Genomic DNA, 20,324 nt, shown 5'->3' with positions numbered 1-20,324 from the left:
AATCTGATTATACACTATAATAATTTAAAGTCAAATAAAAAAATGCACAAATTACCATAAATGAAATATTAAGTAAATTATTGTACTATAAAGATAATCCACCATCAATAACGATTGTTTGTCCAACTATATATCTAGAGATATCTTGGCATAAAAAATATGCTAATTCAGCAACTTCACTGGCTTCGCAGAATCTTTTAGCTGGAATTGATTGTTCATAAAAATCTTTTGCATCTCCTAAAGATTCTAACATATCTGTTTTTATAACTCCTGGTGCAATAGCATTTACACTAATGTTATTGCCAATTAATTCAGTACTTAGTACACGTGTAAATGCGGAAACACCTGCTTTGGTAGCCGAATATGCATAAGAAGCAGGAAGATTCTTTATAGCAGATAGAGAACTGACATTAACTATTTTTCCGTAGTTTTGTTTAATCATATAAGGAGTAACTAATTGACATAAATTAAATAATCCAGATAAATTAGTGTTAACTACATCGTTCCAATCAGTAGGATTCATATCTGTAATTGTTCCATATTTAACGATACCAGCATTATTAATAAGAATATCAATCTTACCAAATTTTTCGATAGTATATTCAACCATTTGTTCTAGTTCATCTTTTTTAGCAATATCACATTTAAATGCATAAGCTTTTCTTCCAAGTCCAGTTATTTCTTCTACTACCTTATTAGCTGCAGCTTCATTGTTTACATAATTAACTAAAACGTCTGCTCCTTCTTCTGCTAATTTCAATGCGATTGCTCTACCAATCCCTCTTGAAGCTCCTGTTACTAATGCTATTTTTTTTTCTAACATGCTTTTACTCCTTTAGTCTTGTTTTGATAATGCTTTTAATCTGTCACCATTAGGTGAGGCTTCACTTCCGTCAGTAATTAATTCAATTACAGCTGGTCCATCTAAATCCTTTAATAATTCTGTAATACCCGACATTTGTTTAATATCATTGATTTCCATTGTTCTGATGCCACATGGTGCAAGCATATTTGCAATGCTAATTCTTTCTTGCTTAAATTCTGATACTACTCTGTTAAATAGGAACTGATGTCCGTGGTCAACAAATCCTAACATGGCATTATTAACAATAAAATATATGATTGGATAGTGGAATTCTTTTGCTGTTAATATCTCCATACCATTCATAAAGAAGTCGCCATCTCCTGCAATAACGGCTATTTTTTTACCAGTGTTAGCAACATGAACACCAACTGCGCCACCAATAGCGCAACCCATGGCTGCATAATTTAGATTCGTTTCGAAATCACCTTCTGCAGGTATATGAAGATATTTAAAAACAAAGTTCATGAATTCTCCCATATCTGCCATATAGTAAGTCTCTTTTGGCATATATTCTGGAAGCTTTTCCATGAATTCTTTTAAGCTTAGACCGGTATTAGTTTTAAGTATTGGTTGATTAATGACTGGTTTTATAAAACCAATATCCCCTACAGCTTTTGTATTCTTAAGAAGTTGTGGTAATGCATATTTTAAATCCATACAGATAGTTACATCTGTTGTATAAACCTTACCTAATTCTTTTGCGTCGAAATCTATATGAATGACTTTTTTTCCTTTTATCAAGGCTTTACTAAAATTACTAGTTGCATTTTCACCCAAACTGGATCCCATTACTAATAAGCAATCTGTATTAGTATTAGTAACATAGGCATTAGCAGCCTCTGTGCTTGCAAAACCGTAGTTTCCAAGATTAAAAACAAATTCGGCTGGAATAACACCTTTACCCTCTGGAGTAGTTACGATTGACCATTGTAAATGCATACTTAATTCCATTATAGATTTTGAAAATCCTCGTGCACCTTTACCGACTAAAATTAAGCCTCTTTTTGCATTATCAATAATTTCATAAGCTTCTTTAGGAATCGGAGTATATTCTTTTTCTAGTGTAATTACAGATTCATATACAGGTATTTCACCTTCAAATTGATTCAGTTGGATGTCAATTGGAATAGATAAATGTACAGGTCCTTTTGGAACGGTATTAGCAAGTTTGATAGCATAAGCAAGTTCTTTCATAACATCTTCTTCTTTTAGAATTGTTTTACTGTATTTGGTGACTGGTTTTAGGATATCTTCGGTATTTAACTCCTGTATTGCACCTTTACCAATTTGCCATCTATGAACATAACCTGTAATTACTAAAACGGGTGCTTTAGTTCTGTATGCATCTGCAATACCATTAAGCATATTATTAGCACCAACGCCACCGGCACCCAATAACAACGCCATTTTTCCACTCACACTTGCATATCTAGCTGCAGAATAAGCAGCTCCACCCTCATTTTTAAAAACGATTGGTTTAATATCTACATCGTTTAGGGCATCCACTAGAGGACTGATGGTACCTGCAGGAATGCCAAATAAATAATCAACATTTGCAGATTTAATGTATTCTAATATTGCGTTTGCAAATCTCATCTTTTGCTCCTTAGATTAATATTGTTCTTGCAGATATTCATCTGCTAAGTCACAGCACACTTTTATTTCTTCATCTGTAAATTGATGAAGTTTTCCAATAGAGGCAATGCAAATGATTGCATTTACTTCATCATCTCTGACCACAGGAATTATCATAATGCTCTTAAGTCCAAAAAGAAAAAAAGCATCAGCTGATCTACTATCATTATCTATATCATAGATTTCGACCGGTTGCTTTTTCTCTGTAATTTCTTTTAATATATAGGTATCTTTTACATAGACAGGGTTTTGTCCATGTACAGTTATCCATTTTTCAATTCCTAAAACATCAGTTTGTGTTTTATAAACAGGACTTAAATGACCGTCTACAATATGATGGTAACCTATATCCATGACTTTTGTTATATCAGAAATTTTTTGAAATAAATTTGCTAAAATTTGTTTATCCATATTTTGTCTCCTTTCTTCGAACTTAATTAGCAATAATGAGTCAATGATACAATTAATTATATTTAATCATTTTTCGTAATTGCTTATTAATTTCATTTAAAAATAAAAATACATATTTAACCTATTATGGATAAATATGGACTCCAGATTAACACAAATTATTGGGTTTGTAAATACTTACTTATACTTACTCTCATTAATTATTACATAAAATAGCCAATAAGCAACGACAATTTGGGCACAATTTCATTTTAGTTATAAATGTAACCATTATATTTAACAAATTTTTGAAATTTTTTTGTGCTCTTTTACTCTGTTGCTTTACTCGTATACAGCGAAAAAATTTTGAGAATTTATAAATAATTTCTTATAACCGCCTAGTAAAGCAGACACTTACAAGTGATAATTATGACTTGTAAATATGGAGAATAGATGGTGAGGAAGAGTTTGTACTTAACTGGGGGAGGTCTCACATCTTATACCCATTACGTATAGGAATATAAGAGTAAGATGTGAGAAACCAATAGAAACCTAGTAGTGATAACTACTAGGTAAACTTAGAAGGAGTAAGGCTAAACAATACATATTCGATTACCAAGTCTTAAGCGCATTCAACCCGTTATAGCGATCAATTAGAAAAGACAGACGAAGTAGGAAGAGTGTATTAACATCTTCAAGGTTAATATCACATAGTTCTATAATACGATTTAAGCGATAGACTAAAGAATTACGATGAATATAAAGGCTTTCTGAAGTCAATTTAATGCTGCATCCCTTGTCTAGGTATATACATAGAGTTTCGTACAGTTGTGTGTTATTCTGATGATCATATTGCCTAAGAGTTACTAAGCATGGATGGCAAAACCGTCCTAATAAATCTGGATTCTTTACCTCAGAGAACAAATCGTAAACTTGGTAATCAAGATAACGGCAAATGAATTCCTCTGGGTTTAATTTTTGCCCAAGTTCTAAGGCTACATATGCTTGTTCGTAGTGACTGGCAAAGTTCTCTATGTTAGAGAAAGGATTACTGATACCTATTCGTACATGTTCTTTTTCTGTGAAGTCTTTTAATATGTCAAGTAGTTCGTAATCTGTTTTTGCATGTTCTTTTAATGGAATCATTGCAACAATCCCGTTTTTATGATATGTAACATGTGCTCCCGGTAACTGCATCTTCAAACTTAGATGTACAAACTTTTTTAAGTATTCGCGTCCTAGAAATCTTGTAGGCCGAATAAATAGTACTAACATGTTATCAGGGAAATGAAGTTCTGTAAGTCTTGGTAGCAGGTCCTTAGAAGGGGCTCCAATCAGTAGGTCATATAGTAATTGTTGATACAAACTACTTTCTTCAAAGAGATCTGACCTATAGTAAGCAATGGTATAACTGATAATATGACTCACTGTACTGAGCATTTCATAATGATAGGGAAGAAATTTATTCTCACTCTCTATCATCAATAGAAAACCAACTTGCATTCTATTATGAAAAACCTTACTACTTAATTTGCGATAGGGAGATACAGAGCAGGTAACTTCTACAGCAGATGTAGTTGGGGCGGCATTCTTAATCGAATCCAGTTCTTTCACTTCTTTTATAAATTCATAAGAACAGTAACCTTGCTTTATATTTTCCTTCCAAAGAGGGTCAAGGACGGGGATAGAGCTAGAACTGGCGATGATTTTGAAATTCATATCACAAAAAAGCAAAGAATTCCCTAATCTTACAGACGCGGCATCTAAAACGGTTTCAATACTATTTGTCTGATCTGCAAGGGCAGTAAGTTCCTCAAAAAGTCCTTTACTGTAGGTGGTTTCAATCAATATTTTTGCTTCGTTAAATAAGGTAAACAAAGAAGATTCTTCTACTAAAGCAAGGTTTTCCACTGAAGCAAGGTTTTCTGCTAGAGTAAGGTTTTCTGCTAAATCAAGGCTCTCTATTAAATCAAAGTTCTCCGTTACAGTAAGATTTTCTATAGAGGAAGCATTTACCCCATTGGTTAAGAGCATAGACTTGTCCATATGTGCGAGAATACATTGCGATGGAAGAGGAATTCCGTCTTGTAATTGTTTAACGTAACCAAAATAAAGGGTGCTCTTACGTTTATCATGTTTGTTGTCAATCAAAGCAATATCTTGTATCTCGAAGTCCTCTCCTTGGGATAAAATGTCTATCCTATAGTCGTTCGACAGTATTTCTACTAATTTTGAAAAGGTCATATTTTTTCCTCATTATTAACAAAAATGTTGTTGTGATATTATTACTATAGTGCATAGTAAACAAATTGTCAAATTTTTATCATTCATCATACACATTGTAAAATTAGGTGTTTCAGTGTATTCTAAGGACATAAAAACAGAAGAGTATTCCGTTAAATAAGGAGGAGAAAATGTTTAATAAATTGTTTGAACCAGGAAAAATAGGAAAGGTAGGCATTAAAAATCGTTTGGTCATGTCTCCAATGGGCTGTGGACTTGCAAATCTTGATGGAACACCATCAGAGGATATGATCGCTTTCTATGAGGCGAGGGCTATTGGTGGTGCAGGACTCATTATCCCAGAAATCACCCGTGTAAATGATGTACATGGTGCAGGTCTTATGAGACAGTTATCAGTTACAAAAAACAGACATATTGAACCACTATCAAAACTTGCAGAAGCAGTACATAAACACGGAAGTAAGATTTTTATTCAGTTGCATCATCCAGGACGTGAGACAGTTTCAGCACTCCTTGGTGGACAGCCAGTAGTTGCACCATCTCCAATTCCATGTAAATATCTCAAACAGGAAACACGTGAGCTTAAGACAGAAGAAGTAAAAGAGTTAATTAGTCAGTTTATTGATGGTGCAGTCAGAGTACAAAAAGCAGGCTGTGATGGTGTAGAACTGCATGCAGCTCATGGATATTTGTTACAACAATTTCTATCTCCATATACGAACAAAAGAGAAGATGAATATGGTGGAAGTTTTGAAAATCGTCTACGAATGATTCAAGAAATTATCGTTGGGATTCGTAAGGCATGTGGTCCTGACTTTCCTATTGGTGTAAGACTTAGTGTAGAGGAGTTTCTAGAAAAGACAGGAGTGACAGAGGAGTATATCCATATTCAAGATGGTATTAAAATTGCCATGGCATTAGAAGAAATAGGTATAGATTTTATTGATGTCAGTTGTGGATTATATGAAACAGGAATTACTAGCGTAGAACCAATTTCTTTCCCACAAGGTTGGAGACGCGATATGATTATGGCAGTTAAAAACCATGTAAATATTCCTGTCATTGGTGTTTCTGCAATAAAAGAGCCTACAGTGGCAGAGAAGTTCTTAGAAGATGGAGTAGAAGACTTTGTATCCATGGGAAGAACTTGGCTCGCTGATGAGAATTGGGGCAAAAAAGTACAGGAAGGTAGAGAAAAGGAAATACGCAGATGTGTTTCTTGTCTACGTTGTTTTGAGAGTTTGAATCAATATAATGCGGCAGGATTACCACCTGAATGTTCCTTGAATCCAAGACTTGCCAAAGAACGTAGATATGGAGATCTAATTCATGATACAAAAGGTCATACTGCAGTTGTAGTTGGCGGTGGACCTGCTGGAATGTGTGCAGCACAGACACTTGCCTCACGTGGAGTAAAAGTGACACTTATAGATCGCCAAGGTGAACTTGGAGGAACCGTAAATCTTGCTAAGAAACCACCATTAAAAGAACGTATGCAGTGGATAGCTGAATATTATCAGAATGAATTTGAGAGACTAGGAGTAGAAGTAAAACTTAATACAGAAGCTACTGCAGATATGATTATGTCTTATAAACCAGATGCAGTAATTGTTGCAACAGGTTCTACTTCCATTATTCCTAATAAAATACCAGGAGTTCATGGTAACGCAGTATATACAGTAGAAGATGTATTAACGGGAGAAGCTGTGTTACAAGGGAAAAAAGTAGCGGTAATTGGTGCTGGTCTTACCGGGCTAGAAACAGCAGAATATCTTTGTACGAATGAAAATCAAGTTGTAGTGATTGACATGCAAGAGAAAGTAGCACCAAATGCAAACCATACCAATGTTGCTGATGTCTGTGGACGGTTAGCCAAATCTGATGTACAATATATGTTAGGATATGCATTAAAAGAGATTCATGAAGATTGTGTAATATTAGAAAAACCAGAAGAACACATGGAAGAGAAGGTATCTGTGGATGCAGTAGTGTTATCTCTTGGATATCGTCCTGATCAGTCTTTAGTTTCTGAGTTAGAAGCAAAAGGAGTGGTTGTAAAACTAATAGGAAGTGCTATACAAGATGGAGCAATTGCACCAGCAGTACGAACAGGGTATGAAGTGGGACGTGAATTGTTTGTAGAGAAACATATACCAAGTTTTCGAATTAGGAAAGAAGAGCTTGCAAACTTTGGTAAAGTTTCGCTTATGGATAATCAGGAAGGCATCTATATCAGTTATTTAACTGATCCAGCGGCAATTGCAAGAATTTTACCTCCACCATTGAAACCATTTTCTATGCCAGTAGTTACGTTGTCTGTCTGTCATGTAAATAATCCTACTTTTGCAGATGATTACTATGAAGCTATATTAGGTGTTTATGCAACTTATGGAAAGACACTTGGTTTATATCCAGTAGGACTTGTGTTAGGAGGACCCGGAGCTGAGATGGCAGTGCAATGTGGTCGTGATAACGGAAGCATTCCAAAGAAGCTAGGTGCAGAGTTTGTTATTAGAAGAAATGGAGATACAGTAACAGCGGGAGTGACTAGAAGAGGAACACAACTTGTAGAGGCAACGATGAAATTAGGAGAATACAACAGTCCTCTTACAGCAGCGCTCTATCAGTTCCCAGCAGCAGGAAAGCAGACATTTGGAGGAGGTTTTTATTTTCATATTGACCGTGAACCAGATGAAGAGGGCGTATCGCATTTTAAAAACGCTTCCTTGTTGATGAATCAGTGCGAGTATAATTATCAGTCATGGGAACCAGGACTTGCAGCATTGAATCTAAAATCAAGTGTGGACGACCCATGGGCAGAATTACCAATCAATACCATTATCGGTGGTGCATATTCTAAGAACAGTTTACTAGTACATAAATTAAATTTAGTAGAGAAATTGGAAGCTGATGAGGTAGTACCATATCTATTAACAGGTCGCTATGATCGTACTGCATTCATGGAAACTGGACGAATCTAATTAAATATAATTTGATAATCACCTAAGTTATTATATTCAATTACGAAACTCTTTGTAATGGAAACAAACATATCAATATATTTTATGACTGCTGTCATAATCTGAATTGTGATTACGTCACATACAATGTTTTGGTTGAATGATATGCTATCAACATGGAAAAGAGTTTCGCAATTGACTAACTATATTATAAAAAAGAAAGGAAGTATAAAAGATGGAGAATTTATTTGATTTAACTGGAAAAGTAGCAGTAGTAACAGGTGCAAGTTCAGGCCTAGGAGCAGACGCGGCTTTGGCATATGCAAAAGCTGGAGCAGATGTTGCAGTATTAGCAAGACGTGTTGATAAACTGAATGAAGTGAAAGCAGAAATCGAGAAAACAGGTCGTAAAGCGATTGCTATCGGATGTGATGTTACCAATGAAGAGAGTGTAAAAGAAGCAATGCAGACAGTTATTGATACTTTTGGCCATATTGACATTTTATTAAATAATGCAGGTATCGCTGTTCGTGGTGGTGTAGATAGCATGACAGAAGAGGATTGGGATAAGTCCTTCGATATTAATGTAAAGGGAATCTTTTTAGCTAGTAAGTATGTTATTCCTCAAATGAAAGAAAGAGGATATGGTAAAATTGTAAATATTGCTTCTGTCAACGCAGTGATTGCAGATAAGCATGATATGTTTATCAGACATTCCTATAACGCATCTAAGTCAGCGGTTCTTGGCTTAACAAAAGGTATGGCTTGTTCTTACGCTAGATATGGAATAACAGTGAATGCTATCGGACCAGCACTTTTTGAATCCGAGATGACAGCAGGAACATTATTCAAATCAGAACAGTTCCTTAATACTTATAATGCAGTGAATCCAGCAGGACGTCCAGGCAACAAGGGTGAATTAAATGGTACTGTCTTATATCTTTCAAGTGATGCTTCTAGCTACGTACAGGGCCAGTTTATAATTGTAGATGGTGGTGGAGCTCTCGTATAAGGGTATGAGATAGATTAAGTATAAGTAAATAAAATCTTTAGGGAGTTTCAAAAACTTCTATAAGAACAAATAGTTGATATTGTAACGAATAGAGTTATACTCTACTAGTTACGATATCAACTATTTTTTATCAAGATATGTAGAAGATAGAAGATATTCTATTATGGGTTGGTGTTATCCATAGCATCAAACGTATAATTATTGATACTGGACCGAACTAATTCGATGAATTTCTTAGAAGTCGCAGAAAGCGATTTATTCTTATTGTAAATAAGGCTATAAGGATAGCTAGGGTGTTGAACAGGGAGATTCAATAGTTTTAGCAAGCCATATTGTAACTCAAATTTCACTGCAACATAGGGCATAAGAGAAACCCCTAGATTAGAGCTAACGGCTCTTTTAATTGCATCAATATTTCCTAAACACATAGTGATTTTTTCTGGAATGTTGATAGCTCTGATAAAATCGACGTAATAAGAATATAATTGGGAATCGGTTTTATGTACAATAAAATTCATTTCTCTTAAGTCTTCAACTTCAACCACTTTGAGACTACAATAGGGGTTTTGAGGAGATGCAACAATAACTAATTGATCATCAAAGAGCTTTTCTACATAGATATTATTATGATAGAAACAGTTTCCGCCATTTAGCGCAATATCTATAGTACCGCTTGTAATCAAATGAGAAATCTCTGAAGTATTTCCTATATGTAAGTTAAATTTTAAATTGGGATACTGTTTATTAAACTCTCCGATTATATCAGGAAGAATGTAAGAGCCTGGAGTATTACTTCCACCGACATTTAGGGTTCCACCGATAAAGTTCTGTGTAATAGAAATTCTATTCTCAAGTTCATGAATAATATCAAATATTCTGTTGGTATATTCTTGAAGCATAAGTCCATTTTCATTCAAAAATATTCTATTTCCAATCTTGTTAAATAGCTTTAGTCCAATTTGTTCCTCAAGTTTTTTTATTTGAATAGAAAGTGCAGGTTGACTGATATGAAGAATCTCTGAAGCTTTTTTGTAGCTTTCATACTGAGCAACCGTATTAAATAATTCAAGGTAATGTAAGTCCATGATTAACCTCCAACTTAAGTAGTTACTACCTGTTTTTATCAATAACTTTGGTATATGATTTATATTTATATATTGTATTTGAAATAAATTTATAAAAGGATACTATTTAATTACAAGGAAAAATATCATAATGGATTTTACGAATGTCTAGATAGTCAATTGCAAAAATCACAGATATGTTATTGTCATGGAGAAGAGTTGTGCAATTGCCTACAAATTCTTAAAATTAAAAGGAGAGTTAGTATGCTATTAAGTATCGGTGTTCCACTTAAAGTGATGGGAATAGGAATTGTTATATCGTATGGAATTGCGTTTCTAATTAAAATTTTATTGGTATGTATTAGAATGTTTAATAAAGGTCAAAAACATAATAACTAAAGGTATATCTGAATTATACATCATAATGTACAGAACAGGGGATAGAGTTGAAAAAACAATAGTTTTTTAGCAAAAACTTAATGTAAACATTAGATTCTCCAGATATCAGAAAGGGGTATGTTTATTGATATGAAAATTATAGAGTTGTTTCAGGGCATTAGTACAATGTTTCAACAAGAACCAAAGGTTGTTATATTGCGAGTTGTTTTAATATTTTTAGGATTTTTGCTTGTTTACTTAGGGAAAAAGGGTACATTAGAGCCGCTTATTATGATACCGATGGGGCTTGGTATGTCAGCGGTTAATGCTGGAGTTTTATTTATGGAGAATAATCAAATTGCTAATTTAATTATCAATCCGTTGTTAACTACCACGGATGATTTAATGAAGTATATGCAGATTAATTTTCTACAACCAATATATACATTAACGTTTAGTAATGGACTTATTGCTTGTTTGGTCTTTATGGGAATCGGAATTTTATGCGATATTGGTTACGTGTTAGCCCATCCGTTCATTAGTATGACCATCGCTTTATTTGCGGAACTTGGAACGATTGCAACCTTTCCAATTGCGAAACTTATGGGGCTATCTGATGGGGCAGCGGCAGCAGCTTCTATTATTGGTGGGGCAGATGGACCAATGGTGCTATTTGCAGCATTAAAACTAGCACCAGAATATTTCGTACCGATCTCGATTGTTGCATATCTATATCTAAGTCTTACATATGGAGGGTATCCATATTTAATCAAGCTTCTAATACCGAAGGAGATAAGAGGACAGGTAATCGTAGATAAAAAGCCAAAACATAATATTACATCCTCTGAGAAGTTGATCTTCGCTGTTATTGCGAATGCCTTACTTTGCTTGTTGTTCCCTGTTGCAGCACCACTGTTTTTGAGTTTCTTTATTGGTATAGTAATAAGAGAATCCGAAATTAGTAAGTATGTAAAACTTATTGAAGATGGATTTTTATACTTTGCAACATTTTTCTTGGGGTTAATGCTAGGTGTTTTATGTGATGCAAGTACGTTATTAAATCCTGTTGTACTTAAATTATTGGTTCTTGGTATTGTGGCATTAACGCTTTCAGGAATCGGTGGTATATTGGGTGGATATGTTATTTATCTATTAAGAGGGAAGAACTTTAACCCGGTGGTTGGTATTGCAGGAGTTTCCTGTGTTCCATCAACTGCTAAGGTAGCACAAAAAGAAGTACAAAAGGTTAATAAATGTGCATTCATTCTGGATTATGCGCTAGGAGCTAATATTTGTGGTGTAATTACTACGGCTATTCTTACAGCTATATACGTTACACTTTTGCAGTAATAGTAGTTATTTTTTGTATAAATAGTATGTAAATAGAGACGGACACAGTAAATTTTACCGTTTAGGCGGAATGAATTTGTTGTGTCCTTTTCATTGTGTCCCGAGATAGGACGGTTCTAAGGATAAAATAGTATGAATAGCTAAAGAAAGATTAATAAAAGAATAATAAAAAGAAAATAATAACTAATATAAAGAATTATGTTGACTTAAATAATTATAAATGATATATTAAATTTAACATAAAAAATAACAAATTAAGGTAAAAATCACTAAAAATATAAATTAATATGACTTCTAGATAAACAAGCTTGCATTGATTAAAATGAATAGCTTGTTTTTTATTAAAAATTCTTGGAAGCTTAATAACATGATTTGAGAGCTTACCAACAAAAATATATATAAATTCAATTCGTATTATTGACTTCTAAGAGTTTACTATTTTTTAAGGAGGGTATTTTTATGTTTAAGGTTCAAAAGAAACTAACATCATTGCTATTACTATTTATTATGGTGTTGGGAAGTATTTCGGGGCACTTAGTTACTGCGAAGGCGGCAGACTCAAGACCGGAAGGATTTGTCTATGCGCAGGGAACAAAATTCATGTGCGATGGCAGTCCGTATTATTATGGGGGAACAAACTGCTATTATCTAATCTACAAATCAAAAACGGAGGTAAACAATGTAATTGAAGATGCATCTGATATGGGCATTAAAGTAATCAGAGCATGGGGGCATCTAGATGTAGGTACTAAAACAGGGAAAACCAATTCTCAAGGATATCAAGTGTTTGAGAATAACAATGATGGATCAGGTGAAAAGGACGGGGTGTATTTTCAATATTTTGATTCAAAATTAAAGAAACCGGTAGTTAACGAGGGTGCAGACGGATTGCAAAGATTAGACTATGCAATCGCAAAAGCTGAGAAAGAGAATGTAAAGCTTCTTATTACCTTCACAAACTATTGGGAGGCATTTGGTGGAATGGGTCAATACGCCAAATGGGCGAAAGAAGCAGGAATAGCATCTAATCTGACAGGGGATGATTTCTATACCAATGAAACCTTAAAGGGTTGGTACAAGAATTACATATATACTTTGCTTAATCATACAAATCCTTACACAGGTAGAAAATTAAAGGACGAACCAGGTGTTTTTGCATGGGAACTTGCGAATGAGCCAAGATGTAAAACAGATGCAGGCTGTAAGAATGATGTAATATACAAGTGGGCAAAAGAGATGTCTGCATATGTAAAATCAATTGATCCCTATCATATGGTTTCTGTTGGAGATGAAGGATTTTATAATCTTCCATATAACTCAGTACAAGAATCGAGCTGTAGCTATATCTGGTATGGAGCGGAAGGTGTAGATTTTGAAAAGTTGATGACAATTGATACCATTGATTTTGGGACTCCTCATATCTATGTAGATCAGTGGGGGATGAAATATACTGGAGATGGTCAAGATGACATGCTTTGGTTAAAAAAACATGCCGAGACAACGAAGGCAAATAATAAGCCTGTTATATTAGAAGAGTTTGGTATTAAGGATAAGTCCTTAAGGGATGCTGAATATACACAATGGTACAATGTTATTGAAGGAAATACTTATGATGGGCTTGAATATGCTGGTTCTAACTATTGGATGATAGCATCGTATCTTGATGATGGAACCTTATATCCTGATTATGATGGATATACAGTTTATGGGCCTTCTGAAGCAACGCAGACAGCAACAACAAGAAGATTAATTATGAATCATAATCAAGTAATGAACAAGAAAAATATAGCGAATAGTGTAAATGTTTCGCAGGTGAATTTCGACAGAAGTAGTCCAACTGATATTGTTGTAAAGGCGGTAATGAAGACGGGAAGTATTACTGGACTTACAAGCAATGATGTAGAGATGAAGCTAGGTACAGATTATACAATTAATTCAGACACAATTACAATTAAGAAAGAATATTTCGCTAAGAAAGAACTAGCAAAATACACGTGTAAAGTATTAACTTCTGCTGGAAACAAACCAACATTTACAGTGAATGTAACCGATAGCAAGGTAGCAAACCCAGAATTATCTACCTATACAATTGCAATCGATAAAAACACAAAAGTATGCAAAGACGTTCAGGTGACAATGACACCAAATGGTAGTGAGTTCCGTGGGATTAAAAATGGTTCAAAAACATTAGTACAGGGAAGTGATTATATAGTAGACGGGAATACGGTGACTATTAAGAAATCCTATCTTACATCACTTGCTACAGGTAATGTGGTACTTGCTTTTGATTTCTATGAAGGAATTGACCGTGAACTTACTGTTAGTGTAACAGATTCCACAGGAAAAGATTCTTTTGATACATTCGATGGCTATACTTCTGTAGATGAATTGAATACAGCATATAGTAAGAATTCCAGTGGTAATAGTGTAGGTCTAAATCTAGTTACGAAGAATGGTTCACAGGCATTATCATTTGCCTATAATGTTGGAAGTCCCAATTATTGCGGTGTGAATAAGGCGATGATAAACAAAGATTTTGCTTCGTTTCTAGGTATTGAATTATGGATAGAGGGTGATGGGTCAGGTAATGAAGTGACCATTCAATTTAGAGACGACAATGACCATTACTGGGAATCCTATATTAAACTTGATTTTACAGGTGGTAAGACTGTTCAACTTCCATTTAGTGGATTCAAAGCACCAAGTTGGCAATCAGCAAGTGCAATTCCTAATATAGCAGCAATTAATCAGTTTTCTATCTATGTTGGTTCTATATCATCTAAGACAACAGGAACGATATACCTCGATGAAATTGTTGCTTATAAAAATCAGGTAGAGATTACAACACCATATATACAGAACTCCGAACTAGAATACAATATACAACAACCTTCAGATTTAGTAACAGACGTAGTTTTTTATGGAACTACACTTAAATCTATAACATATAACGGAACAGCTTTAGCGCAAGGAACAGACTATTCGATTAATGGAGGTCAGATAAGAATAAATCAGGTATTTTTAAATACTTTGGTAGAAGATGGCCAATATAAGTTAGTATATACTTTCAGTGATAACACTACGGCAGTACTTACTATAACGGTTACGGGAAATGGGATTGTTATACCAGGAGAAGAAATAGTAATTGATTCTTTTGATAACTTGGTTTCTTCTAATTATGTGAGAAATAGCAATGGGAATAGTATTACCGTTACTTCATCATCAGGTAAGGCGAAGATTAGTTATACCGTAGGTAATCCTGAATATGCTGGTATTACTAAAACATTTTCCTCTGCGATGGATTGGTCGCAAGGCGGTAAGGTTAAAATAGATCTAGTGAACGATATAGCTGGAAGAAATCTTGTAATACAATTCCGCGATCAAAGCGGTAATTACTTTGAAGCAAGAAAAAGCTTATCAGCTGGTACTTCAACCATTGAGATTCCAATAAGTGATTTTAAGACTCCATCATGGACACAAAGTGCAGTAGCTGATTTATCAAGAGTTACAGAATATTCAATCTATATAGAAAAGGGTAGTGCAAGTGCGGGAAGCGGGACCTTATATATGGATAATCTAGTACTTGTGAAAACAGACGATGAGCCAATTGTTAGCAAGATCGTAATTGATACCTTTGATAATATCAACTCATCAAATTATAGAAGGAATGAGAATGGAAATGCGATATCCATTACCTCTGAGGGAGAAAGAGCAAAGGTAAGTTATACCGTAGGTAATCCGGCTTATGCTGGTTTTACGAAAGCTTTCTCTAGTGGGATGAACTGGACTACTGGTAAGACGATGAAACTAGAGGTTACTAGTGATGCTGCGGGTAGAGATCTTGTTATACAGTTTAAGGACAAGGATGGGAGTTATTTTGAAGCAAAGAAAACCCTCTCAGGGGGAAGTAATACAGTAACAATTTCTCTATGTGAGTTCAAGACACCATCATGGGTACAAAGTGCAACACCTGATTATTCTATGATAACGGAGTATTCCATTTATATTGAAAAAGGAACAGCAGTAGAAGGGGTAGGGACTCTTTATCTAGATAATCTGATTCTTGTATAAAATTGTAATAATCTTCTTCATGGAAGATAAAAACTATAAAATTTGACCATTAGACAGGCTTGAGTATATAAAAAGGCAACAAGCCTGTCTTTTTCCTCAAATAGCACTATTATGATATAAAGCGGTAAGGTGTTAAAGCGATTAGGATAGGGGATTTTGAAAAACTTATACGGGAAAACTTATTAATTTAGGTTTCTATATTTCTTTGTTACTATAGAGAAATAATGAAATAAATAAAGTACCTTTATTAGAGGGGATTTGGATAAATCCAATTGCTCAAATTATAACAATAGAAGGGAGGATATAAGCATTTTGCTAATAAAAGGACTGAAAAAACTATAATAATATTAGGAGGTTTAAGTATGAGAAGGGGTATGTCTGTATTAATGTCAACCATCATGGTAGTTTCATTAATACTCCCAGTAAATGTAAAAGCTAAAGTGGATGCTAACTCAGTTGGGGTAACGAGTACATCAGAAATTGTTTCAAATGAGGTTTATAAGATTACCGCAAAACATAGCGGAAAGGCACTTGATGTAGAGGGGGGTTATACTCATGATGGTGCCAATGTTCAACAATGGTCAGATAATGGGAACATGCAGCAGCAATGGAAAGTAGTAAGTACTGGAGATGGGTATTACAAATTAATAGCAACACACAGTGGAAAAGCACTTGAAGTATCCGGCTGGAATACATATGACGGTGCCAATGTTCAACAGTGGACAGAGAATAGTGGGACTAATCAACAGTGGCAGATTGTAAGCGCTGGTGATGGCTACTACAAACTCATATCTAGATCTAGTGGCAAGGCACTTGATGTAGTAGGCGGTTATGCCAATGATGGTGCGAATGTTCAGATATGGTCGGATAACGGGAATGATCAACAAAGATGGAAGTTTACTCTAATTTCAAGTTCAAATGAAGATACAGACAGTCCTTCCACTCCAAATGGTCTTAGTACAGTTTCTACAACTAAAAATTCAATCACTATAAGCTGGAATGCTTCTAATGATAACGTTGGAGTAGAAGGTTATGATATTTACGTAGGTGATGAAAATAATAGTGTTGGTTCAACTACAGCAACGAGTTACACTGTAACTGGTTTAGAAGCAGGCAAAACATATACGATTTATGTACAGGCGAAGGATGCTGCAGGTAATAAATCAGGAAAAAGCAGTGTTAGTGCTACAACATCAAAGGATGAAGTTGTAGATACACAAGCACCAACTGCACCAACGAATCTTAAAGATACAAGTAAAACAGCTAACTCAATAACTCTTGGCTGGACAGCATCAACAGATAACGTAGGAGTAGTAGGATATGATATCTATGTTGGTGATACTTATGTGAGTACAACTACTGCAACAAATTATACTGTAACGGGTTTAGAAGCAGGAAAAACATATATAATCTATGTACAGGCGAAAGATGCTGCAGGTAATAAATCAGGAAAGAACAGTGTTAGTGTAACAACATCAGAGAATGAAGTTGTAGATACGCAAGCACCAACTGCACCAACGAACCTTAAAGATACTAGTAAAACTACTAACTCAATAACTCTTACATGGACAGCATCAACAGATAATGTAGGAGTGGTTGGTTATGACATCTACGTTGGCGACTCATTAGTAGGAACTACTACAAACACTAGTTATAAGATTACGGATTTAAAGGCTGATACTACATATAGCATCCATGTACAGGCAAAAGATGCTGCTGGCAATAAGTCCAATAAGAGCTCCATTACATCTACAACTAGCAAAGAATCACAACAAGTTAGCGAAGGATTCTATATTGATGGAACAACACTTTATGATGCCAATGGCAAACCTTTTGTGATGAGAGGTATTAATCATGCGTATGTCTGGTATCAAGGAGACGAAAACATTGCTATACCTGCTATTGCAAAAACAGGAGCTAACTGTATTAGACTTGTACTTGCTAATGGCCAACAGTGGACAAAAACGTCTATATCAGAATTACAGAATTTAATTCAATTATGTGAACAAAATAAATTAGTTGCTATCGTAGAAGTACATGATGCTACAGGTTCAGACAGTATTGCAGATTTAGAAAAAGTAGCACAGTATTGGATTGAAGTTAAGAATGCATTAATTGGACATGAAAAAACAGTTATCCTTAACATTGCCAATGAATGGGGCGGCAAATGGGACGGAGAAAACTGGAAGAATGGATATGCTTCTGTTATACCAAAACTTAGAGATGCCGGAATTAAGAATACTATTATGGTCGACAGTGCTGGTTGGGGACAATATCCACAATCCATCTTCGATTACGGTAAAGAAGTGGCACAATCGGATAAACTTAAAAACACAATGTTCTCAATCCATATGTACGAATATGCGGGGGGTACTGCAGCTGTTGTAAAGAGCAACATCGATGCTGCTTTAAATATTGGATATCCAGTATGTATTGGAGAATTTGGAATTAAACATACTGATGGTGATGTTGATGAACATACTATTATGAGCTATTCTGAAGAAAAATCTGTTGGATACTTAGGATGGTCATGGAAGGGTAATAATGAAAGTCTTAAGTACTTAGATATGGCTGAAGATTGGGCTGGAAATACGTTGACAGAACAAGGTCAAGCAATTGTTAATGGACAATATGGCATTAAAGCGACATCAAAAATATGTAGCGTTTTCGAGACTGAAGAAGCGGATGATTCAGTTGCACCAACAGTACCAGAAAACTTATCAGGAAAAGCAATCAGCTATAATTCTGTTGAGTTAAACTGGAGTGAATCAACAGATAACGTTGGAGTAAAGGCGTATAATATTTATCAGGACGGACAATTAATTGATATCAGTCAATCAAATAGCTATACGGTTAAATCTCTAAAAGCAAATAAAGAATATGCGTTTTCAGTTAGTGCACTAGATGCAGCTGGAAATGAATCGGCTAAAAGTAGTACAGTTACAGTTAAGACTCTGGATAGTAATGATAAAGAAGCACCTACTACACCAACTAGTCTAAGTGGTACAGCAGCTGTAACAACAGCAAGTTTGTCATGGAATGCATCTACTGACGATATTGGAGTAGAAGGCTATATTGTTTATGTGGATGGTGTTAAAGTAGCTATTTCAACTAAAACAAGTTATATTGTATCTGGGTTATCACAAAACACAGAATATACATTTACTGTTACTGCATTTGATGATGCGGGAAATGAATCTGTTGCAAGTGATGTACTTGTTTTAACTACAGGTGATAAGAGTGAGTTTCCTACAATTGATCCAGGTCTCATTGATGATTATGATGACTGGTATGTAGGTATCAATGGTAACGACGAACCAGCAACCGGTACAGTTGCAGAAATTACAACTCTCGAAACTGGTGGACTCAATATGGCATTCAATCTTCAAGTAGAGAACTATCCTTGCTTCCAAGTTGATCCAGCAACAACATTGAATTGGAATGCATACGAAAGTATAAATATCGTTGTAACGAATCCTAATGAAAAAGAGATTCAACTTCAAACAATTATTAAAGATGGTGATTGGAAATGGGTAGAACCAGGACTATATACTAAGATTCCTGCCAAAACTACAATGATGATTACAGTACCATTAACTTCTATGACTTCAAAGACAGCAAATAGAGTTATTTTCCGTGTTCAATCTGGTGGTGGCGGATTTGCAGGTAGCATTCAGTTGCATGCAGTTGATTTTGACTTAGAAGCAGGTGCTTATGCTTCAACAATTGCAGAAATGAACAGACCAAAAACTGCTAGTTACTATACTTGGAATTTTAAAGATTCTGCATTTACTCAAAACATAGAAAGTGGTTTACAAGGCGAGACTATGTATGCTACATTTTCTGACGTAACAGTTAGTAAGAATGCAGGTATTTCTACAGAAACGCAACCTGGTTTAGGAACAGGTCAAGACTGGTCTTCATACTCTAGTCTATCATGTACACTAACAAATAAAGGAACTGAGCCTATTCATGTGTCTCTAGTTTTACGTACTGGTGGTGGCTGGGTATGGCAAGAAACTGGTGGACAAACAGCTACTGATGAAACAGTAGAAAGAATAGTAGAACCGGGCGAATCAGTTGATGTAATCTATGATTTCAATGCTCCAATTTGGAAATCTGCTCTTACTGAATGGGTAAATAGTGATGCTTTGCAAACATCTACCGATGTAAAAGGCATTCAGTTTAAGATCTATACAGGTTCAGATCAAGAGTCAGTTGATGGAAGATTAGAAATTACAAACTTTAGTCTTAATTTTTAATAATAAGTAAATTTCTACAGTTCTAACTGTAAGTAATAAAAGCTCTTTGTACTGATAATGGTAAGGTCCATTAGGATTAAACCAAATGTCATG

11 protein-coding genes are annotated in these 20,324 nt (G+C 34.9%); 6 read left to right on the top strand and 5 right to left on the bottom strand.

Annotated elements, in window-relative coordinates; genetic code table 11:
• Positions 1-85 precede the first annotated feature (85 nt).
• The 4 genes from BUB90_RS07860 to BUB90_RS07845 form a co-directional block, all read right to left on the bottom strand.
• Positions 86-823 (bottom strand): SDR family NAD(P)-dependent oxidoreductase, encoded by a 738-nt coding sequence (locus BUB90_RS07860; protein ID WP_073285635.1) that lies wholly within the window; start codon positions 821-823, stop codon positions 86-88.
• A 12-nt stretch (positions 824-835) separates the two neighbouring features.
• Complete coding sequence (locus tag BUB90_RS07855) at positions 836-2,461, bottom strand: thiamine pyrophosphate-binding protein (protein ID WP_073285631.1); 1,626 nt, start codon at positions 2,459-2,461, stop codon at positions 836-838.
• Positions 2,462-2,476: 15 nt separating this feature from the next.
• Positions 2,477-2,911 (bottom strand): GAF domain-containing protein, encoded by a 435-nt coding sequence (locus tag BUB90_RS07850; RefSeq protein WP_073285628.1) that lies wholly within the window; start codon positions 2,909-2,911, stop codon positions 2,477-2,479.
• Positions 2,912-3,502: 591 nt separating this feature from the next.
• Positions 3,503-5,134 carry a PucR family transcriptional regulator gene (locus BUB90_RS07845; protein ID WP_242952502.1) on the bottom strand — a complete coding sequence of 544 codons (1,632 nt, stop codon included), beginning with the start codon at positions 5,132-5,134 and terminating at the stop codon, positions 3,503-3,505.
• Between the two features lie 170 nt (positions 5,135-5,304).
• Between BUB90_RS07845 and BUB90_RS07840 the strand changes: the two genes are divergently transcribed.
• Together BUB90_RS07840 and BUB90_RS07835 are read left to right on the top strand one after the other, a co-directional pair.
• Complete coding sequence (locus tag BUB90_RS07840; protein WP_073285623.1) at positions 5,305-8,115, top strand: oxidoreductase; 2,811 nt, start codon at positions 5,305-5,307, stop codon at positions 8,113-8,115.
• Positions 8,116-8,329: 214 nt separating this feature from the next.
• Positions 8,330-9,106: an SDR family NAD(P)-dependent oxidoreductase gene (locus BUB90_RS07835; protein ID WP_073285620.1), complete on the top strand. Its 777-nt coding sequence runs from the start codon at positions 8,330-8,332 to the stop codon at positions 9,104-9,106.
• 161 nt (positions 9,107-9,267) lie between these two features.
• Here the strand turns inward: BUB90_RS07835 and BUB90_RS07830 are convergent, their stop codons facing one another.
• The gene (locus BUB90_RS07830; RefSeq protein ID WP_073285617.1) at positions 9,268-10,191 is read right to left on the bottom strand and encodes a LysR family transcriptional regulator; all 924 of its coding nucleotides are present in this window, start codon (positions 10,189-10,191) and stop codon (positions 9,268-9,270) included.
• A gap of 243 nt (positions 10,192-10,434) precedes the next feature.
• Between BUB90_RS07830 and BUB90_RS24095 the strand changes: the two genes are divergently transcribed.
• The 4 genes from BUB90_RS24095 (at position 10,435) to BUB90_RS23070 (ending at position 20,231) form a co-directional block, all read left to right on the top strand.
• A complete protein-coding gene (locus tag BUB90_RS24095; RefSeq protein ID WP_278277264.1) occupies positions 10,435-10,569 on the top strand; it encodes a hypothetical protein in 135 nt (44 codons plus the stop codon).
• Between the two features lie 129 nt (positions 10,570-10,698).
• Positions 10,699-11,898, top strand: a complete 1,200-nt coding sequence (locus BUB90_RS07825) for a sodium ion-translocating decarboxylase subunit beta (RefSeq protein WP_073285878.1) — start codon at positions 10,699-10,701, stop codon at positions 11,896-11,898.
• A 459-nt stretch (positions 11,899-12,357) separates the two neighbouring features.
• Positions 12,358-15,969 (top strand): X2-like carbohydrate binding domain-containing protein, encoded by a 3,612-nt coding sequence (locus BUB90_RS07820; RefSeq protein ID WP_073285614.1) that lies wholly within the window; start codon positions 12,358-12,360, stop codon positions 15,967-15,969.
• Between the two features lie 362 nt (positions 15,970-16,331).
• The gene (locus tag BUB90_RS23070; RefSeq protein WP_139241720.1) at positions 16,332-20,231 is read left to right on the top strand and encodes a fibronectin type III domain-containing protein; all 3,900 of its coding nucleotides are present in this window, start codon (positions 16,332-16,334) and stop codon (positions 20,229-20,231) included.
• Positions 20,232-20,324 lie beyond the last annotated feature (93 nt).

The organism is Anaerosporobacter mobilis DSM 15930 (assembly GCF_900142955.1).
GTDB lineage: Bacteria > Bacillota > Clostridia > Lachnospirales > Lachnospiraceae > Anaerosporobacter > Anaerosporobacter mobilis.
The sequence above is the reverse complement of the archived record's forward strand: the minus strand, read 5'-3'. Positions and strand labels throughout refer to the sequence as shown.